General features: G+C 44.3%; 15 protein-coding genes. 6 read left to right on the top strand and 9 right to left on the bottom strand.

All coding sequences use genetic code 11. The features are described from left to right. Window positions 1–533: 533 nt before the first annotated feature. Genes HMPREF9446_RS02255 through HMPREF9446_RS02240 form a run of 4 tightly spaced genes read left to right on the top strand, consistent with a single transcriptional unit; the run spans window position 534 to window position 5,356 of the window. Window positions 534–1,736, top strand: a complete 1,203-nt coding sequence (locus HMPREF9446_RS02255; RefSeq protein ID WP_009123765.1) for a DUF3696 domain-containing protein — start codon at window positions 534–536, stop codon at window positions 1,734–1,736. After that, on the top strand, window positions 1,733–2,665 hold the full coding sequence (locus HMPREF9446_RS02250; protein ID WP_009123764.1) for a hypothetical protein: 933 nt from the start codon (window positions 1,733–1,735) through the stop codon (window positions 2,663–2,665). Before HMPREF9446_RS02255 ends, HMPREF9446_RS02250 begins: the two co-directional genes overlap by 4 nt. Further along, window positions 2,662–4,191 (top strand): DUF262 domain-containing protein, encoded by a 1,530-nt coding sequence (locus tag HMPREF9446_RS02245; RefSeq protein WP_009123763.1) that lies wholly within the window; start codon window positions 2,662–2,664, stop codon window positions 4,189–4,191. The genes HMPREF9446_RS02250 and HMPREF9446_RS02245 overlap by 4 nt, the downstream gene beginning before the upstream one ends. 28 nt (window positions 4,192–4,219) lie before the next feature. Next, complete coding sequence (locus tag HMPREF9446_RS02240) at window positions 4,220–5,356, top strand: acyltransferase family protein (RefSeq protein ID WP_009123762.1); 1,137 nt, start codon at window positions 4,220–4,222, stop codon at window positions 5,354–5,356. A gap of 79 nt (window positions 5,357–5,435) precedes the next feature. Here the strand turns inward: HMPREF9446_RS02240 and HMPREF9446_RS02235 are convergent, their stop codons facing one another. From HMPREF9446_RS02235 to HMPREF9446_RS02195, 9 genes are all read right to left on the bottom strand, one after another. Then, window positions 5,436–5,867 carry an Hsp20/alpha crystallin family protein gene (locus HMPREF9446_RS02235; RefSeq protein ID WP_009123761.1) on the bottom strand — a complete coding sequence of 144 codons (432 nt, stop codon included), beginning with the start codon at window positions 5,865–5,867 and terminating at the stop codon, window positions 5,436–5,438. A 245-nt stretch (window positions 5,868–6,112) separates the two neighbouring features. Next, window positions 6,113–6,580: an alanyl-tRNA editing protein gene (locus HMPREF9446_RS02230; protein WP_009123759.1), complete on the bottom strand. Its 468-nt coding sequence runs from the start codon at window positions 6,578–6,580 to the stop codon at window positions 6,113–6,115. 42 nt (window positions 6,581–6,622) lie between these two features. After that, a complete protein-coding gene (locus HMPREF9446_RS18060; RefSeq protein WP_009123758.1) occupies window positions 6,623–7,915 on the bottom strand; it encodes a GNAT family N-acetyltransferase in 1,293 nt (430 codons plus the stop codon). A 6-nt stretch (window positions 7,916–7,921) separates the two neighbouring features. Further along, window positions 7,922–9,589 carry a long-chain fatty acid--CoA ligase gene (locus HMPREF9446_RS02220; protein WP_009123757.1) on the bottom strand — a complete coding sequence of 556 codons (1,668 nt, stop codon included), beginning with the start codon at window positions 9,587–9,589 and terminating at the stop codon, window positions 7,922–7,924. A 93-nt stretch (window positions 9,590–9,682) separates the two neighbouring features. Continuing rightward, a complete protein-coding gene (locus HMPREF9446_RS02215) occupies window positions 9,683–11,131 on the bottom strand; it encodes a potassium/proton antiporter (RefSeq protein WP_009123756.1) in 1,449 nt (482 codons plus the stop codon). Window positions 11,132–11,225: 94 nt separating this feature from the next. Continuing rightward, a complete protein-coding gene (locus HMPREF9446_RS02210; RefSeq protein ID WP_009123755.1) occupies window positions 11,226–12,629 on the bottom strand; it encodes a sensor histidine kinase in 1,404 nt (467 codons plus the stop codon). Beyond that, window positions 12,619–13,980 carry a sigma-54-dependent transcriptional regulator gene (locus HMPREF9446_RS02205; protein WP_009123754.1) on the bottom strand — a complete coding sequence of 454 codons (1,362 nt, stop codon included), beginning with the start codon at window positions 13,978–13,980 and terminating at the stop codon, window positions 12,619–12,621. Before HMPREF9446_RS02205 ends, HMPREF9446_RS02210 begins: the two co-directional genes overlap by 11 nt. A gap of 187 nt (window positions 13,981–14,167) precedes the next feature. Continuing rightward, on the bottom strand, window positions 14,168–14,941 hold the full coding sequence (locus HMPREF9446_RS02200) for a hypothetical protein (RefSeq protein ID WP_039968280.1): 774 nt from the start codon (window positions 14,939–14,941) through the stop codon (window positions 14,168–14,170). After that, on the bottom strand, window positions 14,916–15,722 hold the full coding sequence (locus HMPREF9446_RS02195; protein ID WP_009123751.1) for a metallophosphoesterase family protein: 807 nt from the start codon (window positions 15,720–15,722) through the stop codon (window positions 14,916–14,918). Before HMPREF9446_RS02195 ends, HMPREF9446_RS02200 begins: the two co-directional genes overlap by 26 nt. A gap of 365 nt (window positions 15,723–16,087) precedes the next feature. On the opposite strand from HMPREF9446_RS02195, the gene HMPREF9446_RS02190 reads away from it, so the two are divergent. Together HMPREF9446_RS02190 and HMPREF9446_RS02185 are read left to right on the top strand one after the other, a co-directional pair. Beyond that, window positions 16,088–18,403, top strand: coding sequence for an ABC transporter permease (locus HMPREF9446_RS02190; protein WP_009123750.1), 2,316 nt, complete (start codon window positions 16,088–16,090; stop codon window positions 18,401–18,403). Between the two features lie 30 nt (window positions 18,404–18,433). Next, window positions 18,434–19,117 (top strand): ABC transporter ATP-binding protein, encoded by a 684-nt coding sequence (locus HMPREF9446_RS02185; protein WP_009123749.1) that lies wholly within the window; start codon window positions 18,434–18,436, stop codon window positions 19,115–19,117. The last annotated feature ends 13 nt before the right edge of the window (window positions 19,118–19,130 follow it).

The raw sequence follows: 19,130 nt of genomic DNA, 5'->3' as shown, positions 1-19,130 counted from the left end.
TGGTTTACATCTGTTTTATGAAGAGATATTTTGGGTTTCATCAATCTGCATAGACAGTATCATGATCATGCAAAGAGTACTTACGCTGAAGCTACTTATAAAAGTAAATGGTTTCAGCGTTTTTTATTTATATAAATCGCTACTCTAGTGGATTTATTGAAACAGATTGGTTGTCTGACCATTAAGGGGTATGATAAGGAAGGTTCTCTTCTATACCTTGCGGTTCCCAAACGATGAGGTGCGTTATGACTTCCTGTATTTTATATGCAGAGCGTTACTATCAAGCTATCTTTTATGTGGTATTTGCTTTGAGGGGGTAACAGATAGATGGAAAGGGTTATCTGATTCCCTATATATACTCGACGGCAAGAAATTAGTGAGGGTAGGAATGAACTCTAAAATATGAGTATGACAAAAAGCGGTGAAGATTTATAATCGTCATCGCTTTTTCTTTGGTAATTAGTCGCTTCTCTTTTTGCAAATTAGTATCTTTGCAAGAAGATTGCTGAAATTAGAGAAATAATATAAGTGGTATGTGTTTAAAAAGTATTTCTTTTTCGTCATATAAAAGATTTGCAGGTTCTGAAAAGATAGAACTTGCTCCGGTTACTATATTAGTAGGGAAAAATAGTAGTGGCAAGAGTTCTGTTTTGAAGTTGCTTCCTATGTTGGAGACTTCTTTTTCGGGATTGCTGAAAAAATCGGTGATTAAGTTTGATAATGATGGAGTGACACTTGGATCATCTTTTTCTGATATAGCTTATAATGGTAATTCTTTAGGGCTTTCTTTTTGTGTGGAATTCGAGTCTGGATTGGTTATCCGTGTTTCTTTACTTTCTATGAAGGCAGAGGGGGACGTGATAATTAACGAATATAGTGCAAGTTATCAGGGACGGGAGATATTGTTGAGATTGAAAAAGCAAAATGATACTTATTTGTATATTTGTGAAGGAACAGGAAAAGAATATTCAGTCGATAGTTTTGCAGGGTTTATCAATTCGCAGGTCTTGGAAGAACTGAAGTGTCCCAAAGCATTATGGTTCGGGGGTGTCAAGGTGGATTATATAGGACCTTTTCGGCAGTCTCCTATGCGTGCGTATTCTTATAGAGGGATGGAGTCTTATGAAAAAGTAGGACTTAACGGTTCTGCGGCTTATGATATTTTGTATGATTCTGTAGAGTTGCAGGAAAAGGTGTCGGCATGGTATGCTGATAATTTCAGTGGAACGAGAATGGATATCAAATCCTTGGATAAAGGAATGTATCAAGTGAGAATGCAAAAGAGAGGTATTCCTTTTTTTGTGAATATTGCTGATGAAGGGCAAGGAATGGGCCAAGTACTTCCGATTGTAGTTCGTTGTTTCATGCCTGACGATAATACGGTAATAGCTGTTGAGCAGCCAGAATTGCATCTGCATCCGGCGGCTCATTTGAATTTAGCCAAATTGTTTGCCTGTACAGCAAAGGAACTGAATCATTGTTATCTGATTGAAACGCATTCAGAAAATCTCTTGCTTGGAATTAGAGAAGCTGTTGTGGATAGAGAAAATCCTTTGACAGAGAAAGATGTATTGATTTATTTTGTGGATGAGGATGAAGATGGAAGTGCTTATTTAAGGAGGATTGAAATCAATTCGGAAGGAGATTTGAGTGATTGGCCTACAGGAGTATTCAATGAGTCTTATGAAATTTTGAATGAAATAAAAAATAAGGCTTCTAAAAACAAAGTGGAATGATTTTTGTATTTGATGAGTCTTTGGAAGGTTCTGATGTAAAGGCCAAAGGCATACTTGCCAAGTTTATTGCCGCTATAGTGGAAAAGATGCACTATGTGAAAGCCTCTATTCATATATGGCAATGGGTGGAAAGAGAGGTGTTGACAACTCAGTTCCTGGGGATGATGGATATTGAGCTTATTAGAAAAAACAATGAGTTCAGAGATATAACGGGAACTATGGCTGCCCATCTTTCACAAGTTAATGTAGGGTTCGGATCGGGATACATTGAGCCATGCCAGGCAATATTATTAGTTAATACTCCATCTTATATAGTGGTGGAGAATGAAGCGAATGACTGGCCTGTATTGAGGAAATGGATAGAACTGATGAAGAATGACCGCATATTCAAGAGTGTAAATATGCTTGTTGAAAAGAAGAAATGCACTGGAGGCATCAGACCTTATAATGCGGGGAGTGCCGGTCAGATTATCAATACCCTTTCGGAGCGTATGGCTGAATTTGGAGAGTTAAGTGTCTATAAACTGATAGCCGTATATGATAGTGACAAAGAAGCAGAAGATGCCGAATTGAGCAATGAAAAGAAAAAGATTCAGGACTTTTCAATAGATAATCGATTGATGCATCATCGGTTATATAAGCGGGAAATGGAAAACTATTTTAATATTGAATGCTATAAAGAAGCTCAACTGGCCGATGATTGCCTTGCTTATCCTTTATCTGTTCTGGCTTGGGACTTTGAGGATGTGGAGAAATACATTAAAAATAATTCTAAAAGACACTATAAAAAACAAAATTTACCCGTACTAAGCAATTATATAAACAAGCAGGAATTGATGAATATAACAGCTCACCATCCTTTAATACATAATGGGATGAGCATAAGCGAGGTACAGTCGTTAATATTGAAATTTGCCAAACTTGTATGATGAATATAAAAGCAGACAGAGATTACATGACTACCATTTTGGACAGAATTAAAAATGGTAGAATTATGATACCTAAATTCCAACGGGATTTTGTATGGAATACGGGGCAAATGCTTGATTTGTTGGATAGTATATTGAAGGGATTTCCTATAGGTTCTCTTATCTTATGGACTCCGGAACAGGAACGGTTCATGACCATAGATAATATTGAGGGTGTGAAAGTGGATGTTCCAATAACTGCCGGTAAACTGGAAGATGTGTGTTATATATTGGATGGACGGCAACGGGTGACTGTATTGCTTGGGTCTTTGTTTGAGGAAGGTGATTTTTCCAAGGACTTTTTTGTTAATCTTGATGACATGAGACCTTTCAGACAACCTAATTTTAAGAGAGAACGTTTCAATAATCTGGCTTTTTCAGAGGCATTTGATACCTATTCTTTAGTGGGCTATTTGGAACGGCTGAGAGGGAGTAGTTTGCCGGAAACAGTAAAACAGAAATATGCGGATAGGGCCAAATATGTGAATAGGATTCTGCAATCGTATGAATTGGGATATATTAACGTCAAAGGCGGAACTATTGATGAGGCAGTAGAAATTTTTTCTCGTTTGAATTCTAAAGCAACGGTCATTAGCAAGGATTATATGATTCAGGCTTTGGCATACAATACGGATTCTGATTTTCTTTTTGGACAAGCTATTACAAATATTAAGAACGGTTTGGCTGAATATAACTTTGCAGACATTAGCCGTGATTTGATTTTTAAGTGTGTATTTAATCACACTGACAAGATTTTTATCGATGGTAAGATTCAAGATATTTTAGCTATTAAGGAGCAACTTCCTCAGACAATGCGTGAAGTGAATAAAAACATTAGAAAAGCTGTAGAGTTTCTGTATATGGAATGTGGAGTGATAGATAGTAAAATACTCCCATATTCTTATCATTTGGTAATATTGGCTGATTTCTTTAGAATCGTATCACATCCCACAAGAGAACAATTACACGAACTGAAGAGATGGTTCTTTTATACCACTTATGTAAATTATTTTACCAATACTTCTTTGGCAAGAATCAGAAATGATATTTATCGGTTCCGGCGTTTTGCTGATGGATCAGAAACGTTACCTTTAGATAATTATGATGCTGTTGTGGTAACTCCATTCCCGGAAAAATATTCACTCCGGTCTGTAAGGGTATGCAGTCTTGTGGCTGTTGCTATGTTGGCAATTAGAGTGGATAAGGATTTTAGTTCTGTCTTTGAGACGATTACGGTGCCGGTTGAGGGATTGGAAAATAGAAATTGTTCCAATACAATAGTATGTAGTTCAAAGACTGATGCTTTGAAACTATCCCAATTGTTTAAAGGTACTACTGAATGGAGCAGTGAGTATGAGAAGTATTGTTTGTCGGAAGAAATGATGAAGGCTTATTTTAATCAAGAATTCTCCGTGTTTATAAGCAAGCGCAACGAGGCTTTACAAGCAATGGAGACTGCGTTTTTAACAATAATAGATTTAGTTTGATTCTTTTATTTTAATATCTTATACCAAAATGAACACACAAACCACTTATCTGGCTTCGAAGCCACATTATGAGATTCTTGACGGGTTGCGAGGCGTAGCGGCCGTTATGGTGATTGTTTTTCATCTTCTGGAGGCACATTCAGGAGGTAGCCATCTCAATCAGATTATTAACCACGGTTATTTGGCAGTGGATTTTTTCTTTATGCTTTCGGGCTTCGTGATCGGTTATGCATACGATGATCGCTGGAACCGGATGAGTGTAGGCACTTTCTTCAAACGCCGTCTCGTCCGTCTGCAGCCCATGGTTATTATGGGAAGTATCGTAGGAGCGGCATTTTTCTATTTCCAGAAGGCTCCCTGTTTCCCAGCTATTGCAGATACGCCTGTTTCTACGGTGCTGCTGGTAATGCTGTTGGGTTGTACCTTGCTTCCTCTTCCCTTGAAATGGGATATCCGCGGTTGGACGGAAATGCATCCGCTGAATGGTCCGGCATGGTCGCTTTACTATGAATACATCGGTAATATATTGTATGCTTTGTTTGTACGTAAGTTCAACAAAGTGGCGCTGACTATTCTGGTTGTGACAGCAGGTTGTTTTACGGTTTATCGTTGCCTTACAGCTCCGACCGGTGACATTGTAGGCGGCTGGGCTTTGAATTGGGAACAACAGTATGTGGGCATGGTGCGGCTGATGTATCCTTTCTTTGGCGGTCTGCTTCTGTCTCGTCTTGGCTGGCTGATACGTACTCGGAAACGTGCTTTCTGGTGGTGCAGCCTGATGGTTGTGGTTGTGCTTTCCATTCCCCGTATCGGTGGTGAGGACGGTTATTGGATGAACGGGCTTTATGAAGCTTTCTGCATTATCTGTATTTTCCCGATTATTGTTTCAATGGGTGCAGGAGGGAAAGTGACCGGTAAACGCTCCGTAGCTGTGTGCAAATTCTTAGGAGATATCTCATATCCTATTTATATCACTCACTATCCGTTGATATATACTTATACGGCATGGGCTTGCAATCATAATGCGACGATTGTTGAGGGATTGCCCTATATGATACTTGCTTTTATAGGCTCCTTTGTGGTTGCTTATGCCAGTTTGAAACTCTATGATGAGCCGGTACGTAAATGGCTGACGGATCGTTTCTTGAAAAGAAAGAAAGCATAATCAAATGGAATTGGCTATAAAAGAAATTCCCCGTTGCAAAAAGTAATGCAACGGGGAATTCTTCTTATTACCGGTCGGCTTATTTCACGTCAATGAATTTTTTGGCCTTTTCTTTCTCTTGTTCGGTGAACTTGGGCAGATTGACATTCAAGACACCGTTTTCAACTTGGGCAGAGATTTTGTCCTTATCAACGTCATCCGGCAAAATCATTGTCTGTTGGAACTTGGAGTATGAAAACTCGCGACGAAGATAGCGGCCTTCCTTCTTGTTCTCTTCCTTGTTTTCTGTCTTTTTCTCCATGCTGATGACCAGATTGTTCTCTTCGTCAATATGAACGTTGAAATCCTCCTTTGTCATCCCCGGAGCAGCCAATTCTACTTTGTATTCTTTTTCGGTTTCAAATACATTAATGGCAGGGGCGGTGGCATTTGCTTTTACCATCCAGTCATTGTCAAAGAAATCATTAAAAATACTCGGTAACCAATTCTGGTTTCTTCTTACAGGCATCATAGTTATAGTCTCCTATTCGTTTAAGTTAAACATTCAATTTAGGTTTGGACGTCGGTTCAACTACTTCGGGAATTGGTCTTCCGACCTTTGCCGTCTGTTTCTTGAACCATCGTTCACTGACTATATTGCAAACCTTGTGCCAGCAGGTTTTTACTTATTTTGTTGACGATTTGTCATTAGGATACTGACTGTTTTACTTGTTTAATGCCATTTTTGCTATCAATTTATTTAAAATTGATAGATTTTCATATTAATTTAAAGCGCATTCTCCAACGTTTGTTTTCTTCATCCCAATCATGGCTGATGATTTTGAAGATACCTATTTCGGATGTATTTGCTACATGTGTACCGATGCAAAGGCATTCATCATATTCTCCGACTTTGACTATACGTACCGTTTCCGAAGCATCTTCAGGCAAACGTTCCAGATCAAATCTTCCTTTTGCTTCTTCTTGTGTGATAAATTCTGTTGTGACGGGCAAATGTTGTGCGATTACCGCATTAACCGTTTCTTCCAGTTGTTTCACTTCTTTTTCCGTGGGACAGGCTGCAAGGAGATAATCCAGCTTACTTTTTTTCCGTTCAATATGTGCAGAGATGGAGCGCCCGCAATTGAACTGCCTTATCATGGTTTGATTGATAATGTGCTCTGTGGTGTGCATAGGTGCGATTGACACATCCTGAAACTTTGGGGCTGCTTGATTTATTTCCATAATAGACAAGTTTTCTGATAAACACTTTTTCCGGCTGATGAATTACCTTTCCGCAAGTATTTCTTCTTTCAGAATGCTGTACACATGTATGTCTGTATATTCGCCTGTGGACAGCAGTTCACCGGCACGCTCCGTTCCTTCATGATGGAAACCGAGACGTAGCGGGATGGCATTGCTTGCCTTGTTGCCGACAGCGCAACGGATCTGTATGCGTTTCATGTTTTTCTCTTTTACCACCCATTGGCATAGGCTGCGGACTCCGGTGGTTATGATACCCCGGTGCTGATATTCCGGCAGAAGCCAATAGCCGATTTCGGTACGGTGATTGGCAAAATCAGAGAAGTGGAATCCTATTAATCCGCAAATTTCATCATGATTGTTCCATACTCCGAATATGGGTTCATATCGGTCTGAAGGAACATGGAGTACACTCTCCAGAAAAGCTTCCTCATCGGCCACCGAGGACATGTTGTCCACAAAGGGCAGCCACTTCCGCAGGTATTCGCGGTGTGTGTCGATGGCATGGTAAATGGCGGCGGCATCTGCCATTGTTACTTCACGTAAGGTAATGCCGGGTAGAATAGGGAAGGAGAGCGGAGCGGTAACGGGAGATGCAGCTTTCTTTACGGATTCCAATCTTTCTTTGATCTTCGTCCAGGCATGTGTATCAAACAGGCAGCTTTCGCGCATTGTGAAATACATTTCTCTGAAGCGGGACATGGGGATGGTAAAACTCAATATGTCATTCTCAAAATAAGGACGTACAGAAGGATCAAAAAATCCCAAGAAGGTCCGTTTTCCCTGTTTCCTGTTTTCAAGGATGGCTTGGGTGACAACAGAACAGCATCCCGAACCGAATGGGGCTGCCACTGCATCCGGTGCATTGTTGTCAAAATAAGCCCATGTTGCCAGTCCCGACAGCATGTCGGGAGTAACCAGAAAAAGAATGCCCTCCGCAATCTCGAAAGAAGGAATCTTGTCGATACGGGCAAAGTGTAGATAGGTGTACTCCGTTCTGGGTACTTGCAACTCTTGGAGGAAGTCAATCACCGTTTCGGGAGTTTTCTTATATTTTTCTTTCAAGGAAACAAAGCCCGGAACACGTTCTGGCATCTCGCTGAATCCGGTATAGAATTTGCCGCCTCCACAGGTTATGGTCTCATTGCTGAGACTGATACTTTTACCGTCTCGCACTTGCTTCATACACTTGAACAAGCAGCCGTTTACTTTCTCTATTGTGATTTCCGGCTGATTGGAGTACCAAAAGGCTATGGGAAGTTCAGCCTGTGTGCCGAATGCCTCGCGGTAGTTGGTAATGAATGTCTGTATATTCATAGCAGGTTATCCTTTTGCTTCCTGATACATAAAACGTTTGATGCTCTTCTTGGCTGTCTTTTCAAACTCCTCAAAATATATTTTTACTTTGGTGATCTGGCAGTAGGCAGGCAGTTGCATATTCAGCTCTTTACGGTTGTCTTCCATGACTTTTTCGATGTCTGTCTGTTCCAATCCGTGGGCAAAAGCATCATCAAAGTCCGGATAGATAAGTGCAACCAGTTTCTCTTGTTGCAGTACAATCAGGGACTCGGATACATAGGGCATGTTGTTCAGTTTGCTTTCAATCTCTTCCGGATAAATATTCTGTCCGCTGGAAGTAAGCAGCATGTTCTTGCTGCGGCCGCGTACGGTTACGTAGCCGTCGGTGTCCATGGTGGCAAGATCACCGGTATGTAGCCAGCCGTTGACATCAATGATTTGTGCGGTGGCTTCGGCATTCTTGTAATATCCCAACATCAGGTTGGCTCCTTTGCAGATAATCTCGCCTGCCACATTCTGCGGATCCGGGGAGTCTATCTTCACTTCCATGCGGGTGGTTGCTTTGCCGCACGAAGCCAGTTTCAAGGTTTCCCAACGACTGGAGCAGATGATAGGGCCACATTCCGTCATGCCGTAGGCAATGGTATAGGGGAAACCGATTTGCTTGAGGAACCGTTCTACATCTGCATTGAAAGGCGCACCGCCGATAATGATTTCATCGAAGTTTCCACCGAATACATCCATTGCCTTTTTACGCATATCTGCCTTAATCTTGTCGTTGACGATGGGCATTCGCAGCAGTATTTTGCCAATGGTATTGTCTATCAGGGGCAGAATGTTTTTCTTGATGATTTTCTCTACGATGAGCGGCACACATGAGATGACACGCGGCTTGATTTCAGAGAATGATTGTGCGATGATCTTGGGTGACGGCATGCGGGTCAGGAAATACAGATGCGCACCGGCAGAAAAACCATATAAAAAGTCATATACCATACCGAACACGTGTCCCAGTGGAAGCATGGAAACGATATGGTCTCCCGGACGTACAGGCAGCATTTCATGACAATAGGCGATGTTGGACCAAAGGCTGCGGTAGGGGAGCATGACTCCCTTGGAATAACCCGTGGTGCCGGATGTATAATTGATGACAGCCAGTTCCTCGGGTGACTGCTCTTTACGGTAGCAAATGTGTTCGGGACGGAAATTCTTGGGGTATCGTGCGCCGTAAATAGCATTACGATGTTCGAAAGCTTCCAATAACTGTTCGTTGCGGCAGACTACCGGATTAAAATCTGTCAGCAATGCAATGCCCATCAGCAATGGCATCGCTTCCTCGTTGAGATTTTCCCATGCCTGGTCACCGACAAAAAGAAGTTTGGCCTCCGAATGGTTGACAATATTATGTATATTGTCGGCCTTGAATTCATGAAGGATAGGGACTACAACGGCACCATAGGTGAGAGTAGCGAGAAAAGCAACTGCCCAATGGGCACTGTTGCGGCCGCAGACGGCAATTTTGTCGCCGGGTTGGATTCCTGCGCTTTCCAGTACAATATGGAATTTGGCTATTTTTCTTGCTACGTCTTTGTATTGTAAGGTGATTCCTTTATAATCTGTAAGAGCGTTGCGATCCCAATTTCGGATGATACTTTGTTCTATGTAGTCGATGAACCCTTGTTCCTGTTCCATTCGTATTCTGCACACTTTAGTTAAAACTGCGCAAATATAGGGCTTATACTAATGCAAAACAAGTTCCGTTTTATCTTTTTATTCGCTGAATTATCATTTTGTCTTTTCTGAAATGAGCAGAAGCTTGTCACCGACATGTAGTTTCAAGGTACCGTTGGGAATGAGATATTCATCGCCGCGTTTCACAATCATGACGAGAGTACCTTTAGGCAGATTCATGTCTTTCAGAGTATCTCCGCGTTCCAGAATTTCTTGGGTGACTGTCACGTCACGCAGGTCGGAGTCTATTTCTTCCGGCAGTTCCACACCGAAATCATTTCCGGTTTTCTCCATAGGTGTAGAGAGGCCGAACAGACGTGCGACCCATGAAACCGTAGTACCTTGAATGATGAGTGAAACGATGGTAATGAAGAATACGATATTGAAAATGACTCCTGCACCGGGCACTTGGGCCACTACGGGATAGGTGGCGAAAATGATGGGAACGGCACCGCGTAGTCCTACCCAGGATACAAACAGACGTGACTTTGAGGTTATTTTCTTTCCAAACGGCAGCAGGCAGAGGAAAACGCTGAGAGGACGCCCGATGACAATCATGAATACACCGATGAGCAATGCTACGGCGGCAACCTCGACCATTTCGTGAGGATTGACAAGTAAACCGAGGCAAAGGAACATGATGATTTGAAAAAGCCATGTCAGTCCGTCCATAAACGTATAGATTTCCTTGCGGTACATGATTTTGTTGTTGCCTACCATCATGCCGGCGATATATACTGCCAGATAACCGTTTCCTTTCAGGAGGTCGGTTATGGAGAAAGTGAAAAATACGAATGATAGCAACAGGATGGGGTAGAGTGCCTGGTTGTCGATATTCAGACGATTGAGCATGAGGATTGCCAATTTTCCGAGCAGATAGCCGGCTCCCGCACCTACAATGAACTGTATGGCAAATGAGCCTGCTATTTGAGGGATTCCCATTCCGGAAGATTGGATTAACTGGATAAGTACGATGGTCAGCATATATGCCATAGGGTCATTGCTGCCGCTTTCCAACTCAAGCATCGGGCGTAAATTGTGTTTTAGGTTCATCTTCTGTGAACGCAGGATGGCAAAGACGGAGGCGGAATCAGTAGATGACATGGTGGATGCCAACAGTAGCGATGTGATAAGCGGCAGATGGATATTGGTCCAGCTCATGCCTGAAAGCCACCAGATGAATAATCCGGTAAATAAGGCCGTCAGCAATACCCCTACGGTGGACAGAACAATACCGGGCGTGAGAATGGGCTTTATTTCCGCAAATTTAGTGTCCATGCCGCCTGAAAACAGGATGATGCTAAGTGCAACCATACCGATGAATTGTGCCTCCTTTGCATTATGGAACTGTAGTCCAAGCCCGTCGCTGCCGAAGAGCATGCCCACTACAAGAAAAAGCAACAAGGCGGGAACACCGAACCGGTAACCTGTCTTGCCGACAATGATACTGACGAAAAGTAAAATAGAACCTGTAAGTAGTATGTTTTCTGCTGTAAATAACATATAAAGAATATTATAAGGTTATAGAAATAATGATTCCACTGTCTTCGTGGACAAAGATAAATATAATACTTAACAAATGCAACTTCCAAATAGTTCAATTAAATTTCAAGACAAAAGTAGTTTCCTTGCCGGGGAGTAAAGAGATGTTTCCTCCGGAAAGCCGCATGATTTGTCGTGAAATACTTAAACCGATACCACTGCCGCCTTCTTTGGTAGTAAAGAAAGGTATGAAGATATGTTCGGCGATGTCTTGGGGAATTGCAGGGCCGTTATTGGATATTTCAACCAAGATGGCCTCGGCTTCATTGCAATAGGCCCGGATGCAGATACGTCCTTCCTTATCCGGCATTTTGTCTGATTCTATCGCTTGTATGGCATTTTTAAGTAAATTGATGACTACCTGGGAAATCAGATTCTCATCCGCGTATAAAATCAGATCGTCCGGTGCTATGTGGGTATGGAAGGTAATCTGTAAACCTGGGTGCTGGTGGCGGGACAGCCCCACCATACGTTCTATAAATCCTTTGACATAAAACAGGGAGGGTTCGGGAGTAGGAATACGTGTAAACTTGCGGTAAGATTCAACAAAGGCAAGCAGTCCTTTTCCTGTGCTACTGATGGTTTGCAGTCCGTTACGTATTTCTTCCTTAATGTTGCAGGATTCCGTATTGTATCCTTTACTGTCTGAAGGTTCGGGACTTTCAGTGGTAAGCCCCAGCAAAGTCTCGCTTAAAGAGGTTATCGGAGTGACGGAATTCATGATTTCGTGAGTCAATACACGAGTCAGACGGATCCAGGAGTCAATCTCCTTTTCGTCCAGTTCACTGTTGATGTCATTCAGGGCAAGAATCCGCAAATGTTCTTTCCGTACGGTGATATTGCTGACGCGGACGGAAAGGTTGACGGTACCTCGCTCGTTACTGAAGGTTATTTGCAGCTTGTCACCCGGATGGCAATTGGTGAGAACCTGGGTCAGACGTGGATCGACACGGTTCAGCTGGCTGACATGGGTAAATACGCTCAGCCCCAGTAGCCGCAGTGCCTCACTGTTTTTCTGATATACTGCGCCATTGTCATTGAGTACGAGTATGCCGGTGTTGACGCAATCCAGAATAAGTTCGTAATATTTTTCTTGTTGGGCTGTTTCACTTTTTACATTATATAAGATGTGGGCAACCCGGTTCAAGGCCCGGTTTACAAGATGTGAATCCATGTTGGGTTCTGTTTCGGAAAAATGGATGGCATTATCGTTGTTCTCTATGGCATCAAGCATGAACAGCACTTTCTGTACATGGTGCCGATACCGTTTTTGTTGCCAGTACAGGACAGCCGGAAGGAAAAGTGTGCAGACAATGGCCCAAAATAGCGGATTCCCCGGACCATTTGCTACGTTACCTCCGGTGAAGACGAGTGTCCATAAGGCTCCTGCCAGAAACGCTGCCAGTAAGCTGACCGTGACACGGAACGGATAATATTTGCATATACTTTTAAATTCCATACTTCTTCATCTTGTTATATAAGGTCTGCCTTGTGATTCCCAGCTGCGCGGCAACGGCAGAGAGGTTCCCGTTGCATTTATCCAAGGTTTTCCGAATCATCTGCATCTCCATCTCTTCAAGTGTGGATGCGGCGGTTTCTGCAACATTTGTACGGCGGGGCAACTGGAACAATTCTTCTGGCAGGAAAGCATTGTCGCAGATGATGACGGCTTTTTCGATGGCATGCTCCAGTTCGCGGATGTTGCCATACCACGGATGAAGCATCAGCTTCTCGCGGGCACCGTCAGTCAGTTTGACGGGAGCTTTGTCGTATTGCTTGCAGAAGCGGGAAATGAACCGTTCGGTAAGAGGGATGATATCTTCGGGGCGTTCGCGCAATGACGGTATCTCAAGGTGTATTGTATTGATACGGTAGAGCAGGTCCTCGCGGAATTCTCCTTTGGCTACCATTTCCGGAAGATCGCGGTTGGTGGCGCAAATCAAGCGGATATCTATGGGAATGGGTGCATTGCTTCCTACACGGACGATACTGCGGCGCTGGATAGCGGTCAGCAGTTTGGCTTGCAGGTGATAGGGGAGATTTCCGATTTCATCCAAAAAGAGTGAACTGTGACTGGCGGCTTCGAATTTACCGGCACGGTCTGCATGGGCATCGGTAAAAGAACCCTTCATGTGGCCGAACAGCTCGCTTTCAAAAAGGCTTTCGGTGACGGCACCCATATCCACGCTGACCATATCTTGCTTGTGGCGCGGAGAAAGTGCGTGTATCTCGCGTGCCAGCATTTCTTTTCCTGTACCATTCTCACCGGTAATTAGGATATTGGCGTCGGTAACGGCCACTTTCTCCACCAGCAGGCGGAGCCGTTGCATGGCGGGGCTTTCTCCCCAATACATGGCATGCGGCGTCATTGAGGCATTGTTGCTTCCCGTTGCCTTGCCGGGGATGGCAGAGGTCTTTTTATGGCTTGCCGATGCGGCGTTCAGCAATGTCTCCACTAACTTTTGGTTATCCCATGGCTTTACTATGAAATCCGTAGCGCCTTCTTTGATGCCCCGTACGGCAAGGTCGATATCGGCGTATGCCGTAAAAAGCACGACAGGCAGGGCGGGATGTAGTTTTTTGATCTCATGCAGCCAGTACAGCCCTTCGTTTCCCGTATTGATGCCTGAAGTAAAATTCATGTCGAGAAGGACGACCTGCCAGTCTCCTTCACGCAATACACTGGGTAAGGTAACAGGGGAAAAAAGAGTGGTTATCTGTTCGAAGTAGGGTTTCAGCAGAAGTTGTAAGGCGGTCAGCACGCCCCGGTTGTCATCTACGATGAGGATATTTCCTGATTTTTTTGCCATGAGTCAATCTGATTTCTTGCAGGCAAAGTTAGTGGATTTTATCGAAGGAGCCTTTCCGGTTAAATAATAATTTTCAATATCCGTACAGTTTCCCCAAAGTACGTCAAGACGCCCACGTGAGGTTTGCACGTCGTAAACCTCTACTTGGCAACCGGAAAGTAGAGGTTTACGATTACAGTACAGAGGTTTATAGCAGTTGCAGTTTCAATCCGAAAGACAAGCTTAAATAATCTTTCGGTTTGAGATATTTGTTGGTGAAAGCACTGACAACATATAAATCGCAGGTGCTCAGTTCGTAAAAGAATGTGATAGCTTTGGCCGTGAAGCGTCTCTTCGGGTCTATGTCGTAAGTGATACGCTGCCCCAGAAAGACATGGATACGCACTTTCGACGAGAAACCGTAATAACCTTTCGGATAACGTTCCGGTTCGTTAACCCAGAACTCGTCCCCGAATACGGTATTCAGATACATGCCACAAGACAGGGGTTCTGCAGAAAAACGGCTTTCCTTGATTTGCAGGTTCCAAGGTATATAGTTCTGTTTCAGGGTAAAAGTGAGTTTTGTACGATTGGATTCATATTTGGGCAGTACTCCCAGAAACAAGTCCGTTTCCCATTGGTTGTGTTTGCCATAATCCCAACCGGTACCCAAGGAGATCAGTCCCATATTGCCGGCAAACTGTATCTTGGTATGTGTCGGAATAAGAGCCTCCCAATGCTTACGGTAACGGTGCACACGGCGGTCATATCGACTGGTGCTTCCCTTGCTCTGAACCACGGTATCCCGTTTACAATAAACCCAAACGGTGTCGTGCTTCACCGGAATGACCGTGTCGCGGAAGATGCCGCACGGCTCTATATGAATGTTGCCGGACTCTTGTGCGGACAGGAAAGAAGGCAATGCGACCAGGATGGCCGCCATGCACAGCAGACGATTAGTAATAAACCACTTCACGCTCATAGCCATCAGGAGTTATGGTAAATATATAGTAGCAACGTTTTTTCATGCAGTCGCTCATGTAATACATGATTCCGTCATCGAAAATGTCTTCTTCAAACAGATGGTGTTCATGAGCGGCTGTGCAGAATTGTATCCCGGGGAATTCGGTCACGTAGCGTTGGAATACATGAGCCACGTTATTATTGAATTCTCCACAGAACGGCCGGATGTGCATAGATATGACGGTCTTGTCGAACTCATCTTCACGGTCGTGTATCTGGTTTGTAAGAAACTCGAAATCCGGAATGGGCCGGGAGTAGTCATACTCGATGGCGTTGGTGTTCAGACAGACGAACTTTACCCGCCCGGCAATGAATGCGAAGTTGGGATCACCGAAAATGGCACGGTAAGTCTCTTCTCCTGTACCGAGGCAGTCATGGTTGCCGATCAAGGTCACATAGGGTACTTTAAGCTTATTCATGATATCCCGCTGCCAAATGAATTCTTTGGTTACGCCGAAATCACTCATGTCACCGCCATGGATCACGAAATCTATGTCGTCCCGCTGATTGAGGTGGTTTACAAAATCGACAGTTTCGTCATACCAGCGTTGGGAGTCACCCATTGTCACGAAGCGGAGCGTTGTCTTACCCTTGCAGTTTTTTTCTATTTGCTCGATGTTGTGTGCGTTGACGTCTGTCTCTCCGCTGATGTGCACATCGTAAGGATGGTAGTCTATCAAGTTGCAGCTGCTTGTCAATAAACAGGACAGCAGGAAGAATAGTTGTTTTTGTAATTTCATACGTAAGGCATTTGTATTACGTTCGGGTGAAAACTGTGTGCAAAGGTAGAGTTTTCTTTTGATAAAAACTTTTCTAAAATTCTTTTTTTCTGTCCTTTGCTGCCGAACCTCCTGCTTTCTGTTGCCGGATATGCCGTGCTTCGGTAGGAGGCAGTGCGTTTTCTGGTGAGGGAAACCCCTTTTCCCGTGCCGGATTTTACGGCATGCGGGAGAATGTCTAATTCTTGGACATCGGTGTCTAATTATTAGACATCTGTATGAATGATACATATTTGCATGTTGCTGATAATCTGCTTGATAGTTGTTTTGGCACGCTTTCTGCAATATAAAAAGCAGGAAAATATATCTAATAAACTATAAACGGAATGAAACAAATCTATTATGTAATTCAGACTTTGCTGCGGGGACGTGGTTCCAATATTATCAAGATTATTTCTTTGGGGTTGGGATTGACGATGAGTATTCTGTTGTTTGCCCGTGTGGCTTATGAGCAAAGTTTCGACAAGTGTTTTAAGGATTATGACAATCTTTATCAAGTGTGGTCGGTATTTACCGTTAACGGAGAGAAATACGAGCCGTCGCAGGCAAACTTAGGGCCTTTGGCGGGAGCCATTCTTGAGAATTTTCCCCGGGAGGTGGAAGCTGCAGCCTGTATAGGACACTGGATGGTATCCCAGCCTCTTTACAATGGTAACGTGCGGTTTGACGACCGAAAGGTGTCCGCCGACTCTCTCTTTTTCCGCACGATGGGGATTGAGGTACTGAGCGGTAATCCGGAGCGCGATTTGGTACAGCCCGATGTCATTTATTTGAGCGAGCGTTTCGCGAAGAAAATTTTCGGTGACGAGAATCCCATCGGTAAAGTTCTGAGCTACAATCATGAGATAAACCTTACTGTGAAGGGTACGTATGCCACTTTGCCCGACAACGCCACGATGAATCCCGAAGGAGTTGTTTCTCTGCCCACTTCCTTGAGCCGTGGCGGGCTGAACTATTCGTGGAGTGGGGGAGACAGCTGGACGGAATACATCCGTTTTCGCCCCGGTGCGGACAAGGCGGTTGTCAATGCGCGTATCGATGCGATGATAGACAAATACCGTCCGGCAGAGGACAAGAAGGAGGTTGGCTATACGGCTTTTGTGCAGCCTATCCGCGATACTTATCGCAACAATGAAGATGTGCGCCGCATGACGAATATCATGGGTGTCTTAGGCTTGGCCATTCTTTTTATGGCTGCGCTGAATTACGTACTGATTTCCATCTCTTCCCTGATTTACCGTGCCAAAGCGGTGGGGGTGCATAAATGTAGCGGTGCCGGGAGTGGCACTATTTTCCGGATGTTTCTTCTGGAAACGGGTTTCATCATATTGGGCGCATTGTTGCTGATGGTGTTGCTGCTGGTTAATTTCCGTGATTTTGTGGAGGACACTACAGTGGCGAAACTCTCCATGCTGTTTGCGCCGGAACGTATTTGGGTATCGGTCACGGTGGTAGCGACACTGTTTGTTGTGGGTGGCGTTTTGCCGGGAAGGCTGTTTTCACGTATTCCTGTTTCGCAGGTTTTCCATCGCTACACGGAAGGCAAGAAAGGTTGGAAGCGTCCGTTGCTTTTCATACAGTTTGCCGGTGTGGCTTTCATCTGCGGGTTGATGTGTGTGGTAATGGCGCAATACCGATACGTGTTGAGCAAGGATATGGGGTACAATCCGAAGAATCTTGTCGGGGGTGAACTCTATCTGGACAAGAAAGCTTCCTGTGACGCGGCATATCAGTTCTTCAAGGGATTGCCGTACGTGGAGGCAGTAAGCAGTGCCGAAGGTACGCCGATTTATGGATACAGTGGAAACTTCGTTTATGATGAGGCCGGCAACTCGTTGTTCTCCACGCGTTTCTGCTATTTTATGCGCGAAGATTATCCGGCAATGATGGGCATACCTTTCAAGGCGGGACGCATGGCACGCGAAAAAGGCGAAGCGGTGGTGAACGAGATCTTTGCGGAAAGAATGCATTGGGGCGACGAGGTGATAGGGCGTAACGTCAACATGGGCAGGGAGAGTCTTAAAGTAGTGGGACTGCTGAAAGATTTCCAGATAGAAACCTTTACCAGCGAGAAGAAGCCTTTCATGGCAGTGCCCGGTAAAATGTTCTATGGTGCCGTACATATCCGGCTGAAGGAGCCTTTTGCCGATAATCTCCAGAAACTGAATCAAGCGGCAAAAGAAGCGTTCCCCGACAAGACGATTGATTTCAAGGGCTACGAGCAGGTGATTACGGAGCAATACAACAGTGTCCGCGTATTCCGCAATGCCACGTTGCTGGCTACTGTCACCATGTTTTTCGTCATGTTGATGGGGTTGATAGGTTATACTACCGACGAGGTACGCCGCCGTTCAAAGGAGATTGCCGTTCGTAAAGTGAACGGGGCGGAGGCGAGCATGATACTTGAATTGCTTTCGCGCGACGTGCTCTACGTGGCTGCTCCGTCAGTGCTTGCCGGTACGATAGCTTCGTGGTATGTCAACAGTATCTGGATAGATCAGTTCGCGGAAAAGATTCCGTTGGGCTGGGTGGTGTATACGCTGATTGCAATGGCGAATCTGGCGGTCATCGTAGGTTGTGTCTTGTGGAAGTCATGGAAGATCGCCAATGAGAACCCGGTAGATAGCATAAAGAGTGAATAAAACAATATATAATATAAAACAGTAAATATCATGATTGAAATTAACAACATCAGTAAAGTGTTCCGTACATCGGAAGTAGAGACAGTAGCATTGAACCATGTAAACCTTGAAGTCAAGGAGGGAGAGTTTGTAGCCATTATGGGACCGTCGGGTTGTGGTAAATCCACCTTGCTGAATATCCTTGGGCTATTGGACAATCCTACGGAAGGAAGTTACAAATTGCTGGGGCAAGAAGTAGGTGATCTGAAAGAAAAAGAACGTACCCGTGTACGCAAAGGAAAGTTGGGCTTTGTTTTCCAGAGTTTCAACCTGATAGATGAACTGAATGTCTATGAAAATGTGGAACTTCCTTTGACTTACCTCGGAATAAAGGCGGGTGAACGTAAGCGTATGGTGGAAGATATCTTGAAGCGGATGAATATCAGCCACCGTGCCAAGCACTTCCCCCAACAGCTTTCCGGCGGTCAGCAGCAACGTGTCGCCATAGCCCGTGCGGTGGTTACCAATCCTAAACTGATCCTTGCCGATGAGCCTACCGGTAATCTGGATTCCAAGAACGGTGCCGAAGTAATGAATCTGTTGACAGAGTTGAACAAGGAAGGCACTACAATCATTATGGTAACCCATAGCCAGCATGACGCTAGCTTTGCACACCGTACGGTACATCTGTTTGACGGTAGCGTGGTGGCAAGTGTGGCGGCACAAGGAATCTGATAAAAACAGGACT

The organism is Bacteroides fluxus YIT 12057 (assembly GCF_000195635.1).
Classification (GTDB): domain Bacteria; phylum Bacteroidota; class Bacteroidia; order Bacteroidales; family Bacteroidaceae; genus Bacteroides; species Bacteroides fluxus.
This window is presented reverse-complemented; position numbering and strand designations above follow the sequence as displayed.

Coding starts and splice junctions, on each gene's coding strand:
- HMPREF9446_RS02255 (WP_009123765.1), top strand. CDS start 534: ATGTGTTTAAAAAGTATTTCTTTTTCGTCATATAAAAGATTTGCAGGT.
- HMPREF9446_RS02250 (WP_009123764.1), top strand. CDS start 1,733: ATGATTTTTGTATTTGATGAGTCTTTGGAAGGTTCTGATGTAAAGGCC.
- HMPREF9446_RS02245 (WP_009123763.1), top strand. CDS start 2,662: ATGATGAATATAAAAGCAGACAGAGATTACATGACTACCATTTTGGAC.
- HMPREF9446_RS02240 (WP_009123762.1), top strand. CDS start 4,220: ATGAACACACAAACCACTTATCTGGCTTCGAAGCCACATTATGAGATT.
- HMPREF9446_RS02235 (WP_009123761.1), bottom strand. CDS start 5,867: ATGATGCCTGTAAGAAGAAACCAGAATTGGTTACCGAGTATTTTTAAT.
- HMPREF9446_RS02230 (WP_009123759.1), bottom strand. CDS start 6,580: ATGGAAATAAATCAAGCAGCCCCAAAGTTTCAGGATGTGTCAATCGCA.
- HMPREF9446_RS18060 (WP_009123758.1), bottom strand. CDS start 7,915: ATGAATATACAGACATTCATTACCAACTACCGCGAGGCATTCGGCACA.
- HMPREF9446_RS02220 (WP_009123757.1), bottom strand. CDS start 9,589: ATGGAACAGGAACAAGGGTTCATCGACTACATAGAACAAAGTATCATC.
- HMPREF9446_RS02215 (WP_009123756.1), bottom strand. CDS start 11,131: ATGTTATTTACAGCAGAAAACATACTACTTACAGGTTCTATTTTACTT.
- HMPREF9446_RS02210 (WP_009123755.1), bottom strand. CDS start 12,629: ATGGAATTTAAAAGTATATGCAAATATTATCCGTTCCGTGTCACGGTC.
- HMPREF9446_RS02205 (WP_009123754.1), bottom strand. CDS start 13,980: ATGGCAAAAAAATCAGGAAATATCCTCATCGTAGATGACAACCGGGGC.
- HMPREF9446_RS02200 (WP_039968280.1), bottom strand. CDS start 14,941: ATGAGCGTGAAGTGGTTTATTACTAATCGTCTGCTGTGCATGGCGGCC.
- HMPREF9446_RS02195 (WP_009123751.1), bottom strand. CDS start 15,722: ATGAAATTACAAAAACAACTATTCTTCCTGCTGTCCTGTTTATTGACA.
- HMPREF9446_RS02190 (WP_009123750.1), top strand. CDS start 16,088: ATGAAACAAATCTATTATGTAATTCAGACTTTGCTGCGGGGACGTGGT.
- HMPREF9446_RS02185 (WP_009123749.1), top strand. CDS start 18,434: ATGATTGAAATTAACAACATCAGTAAAGTGTTCCGTACATCGGAAGTA.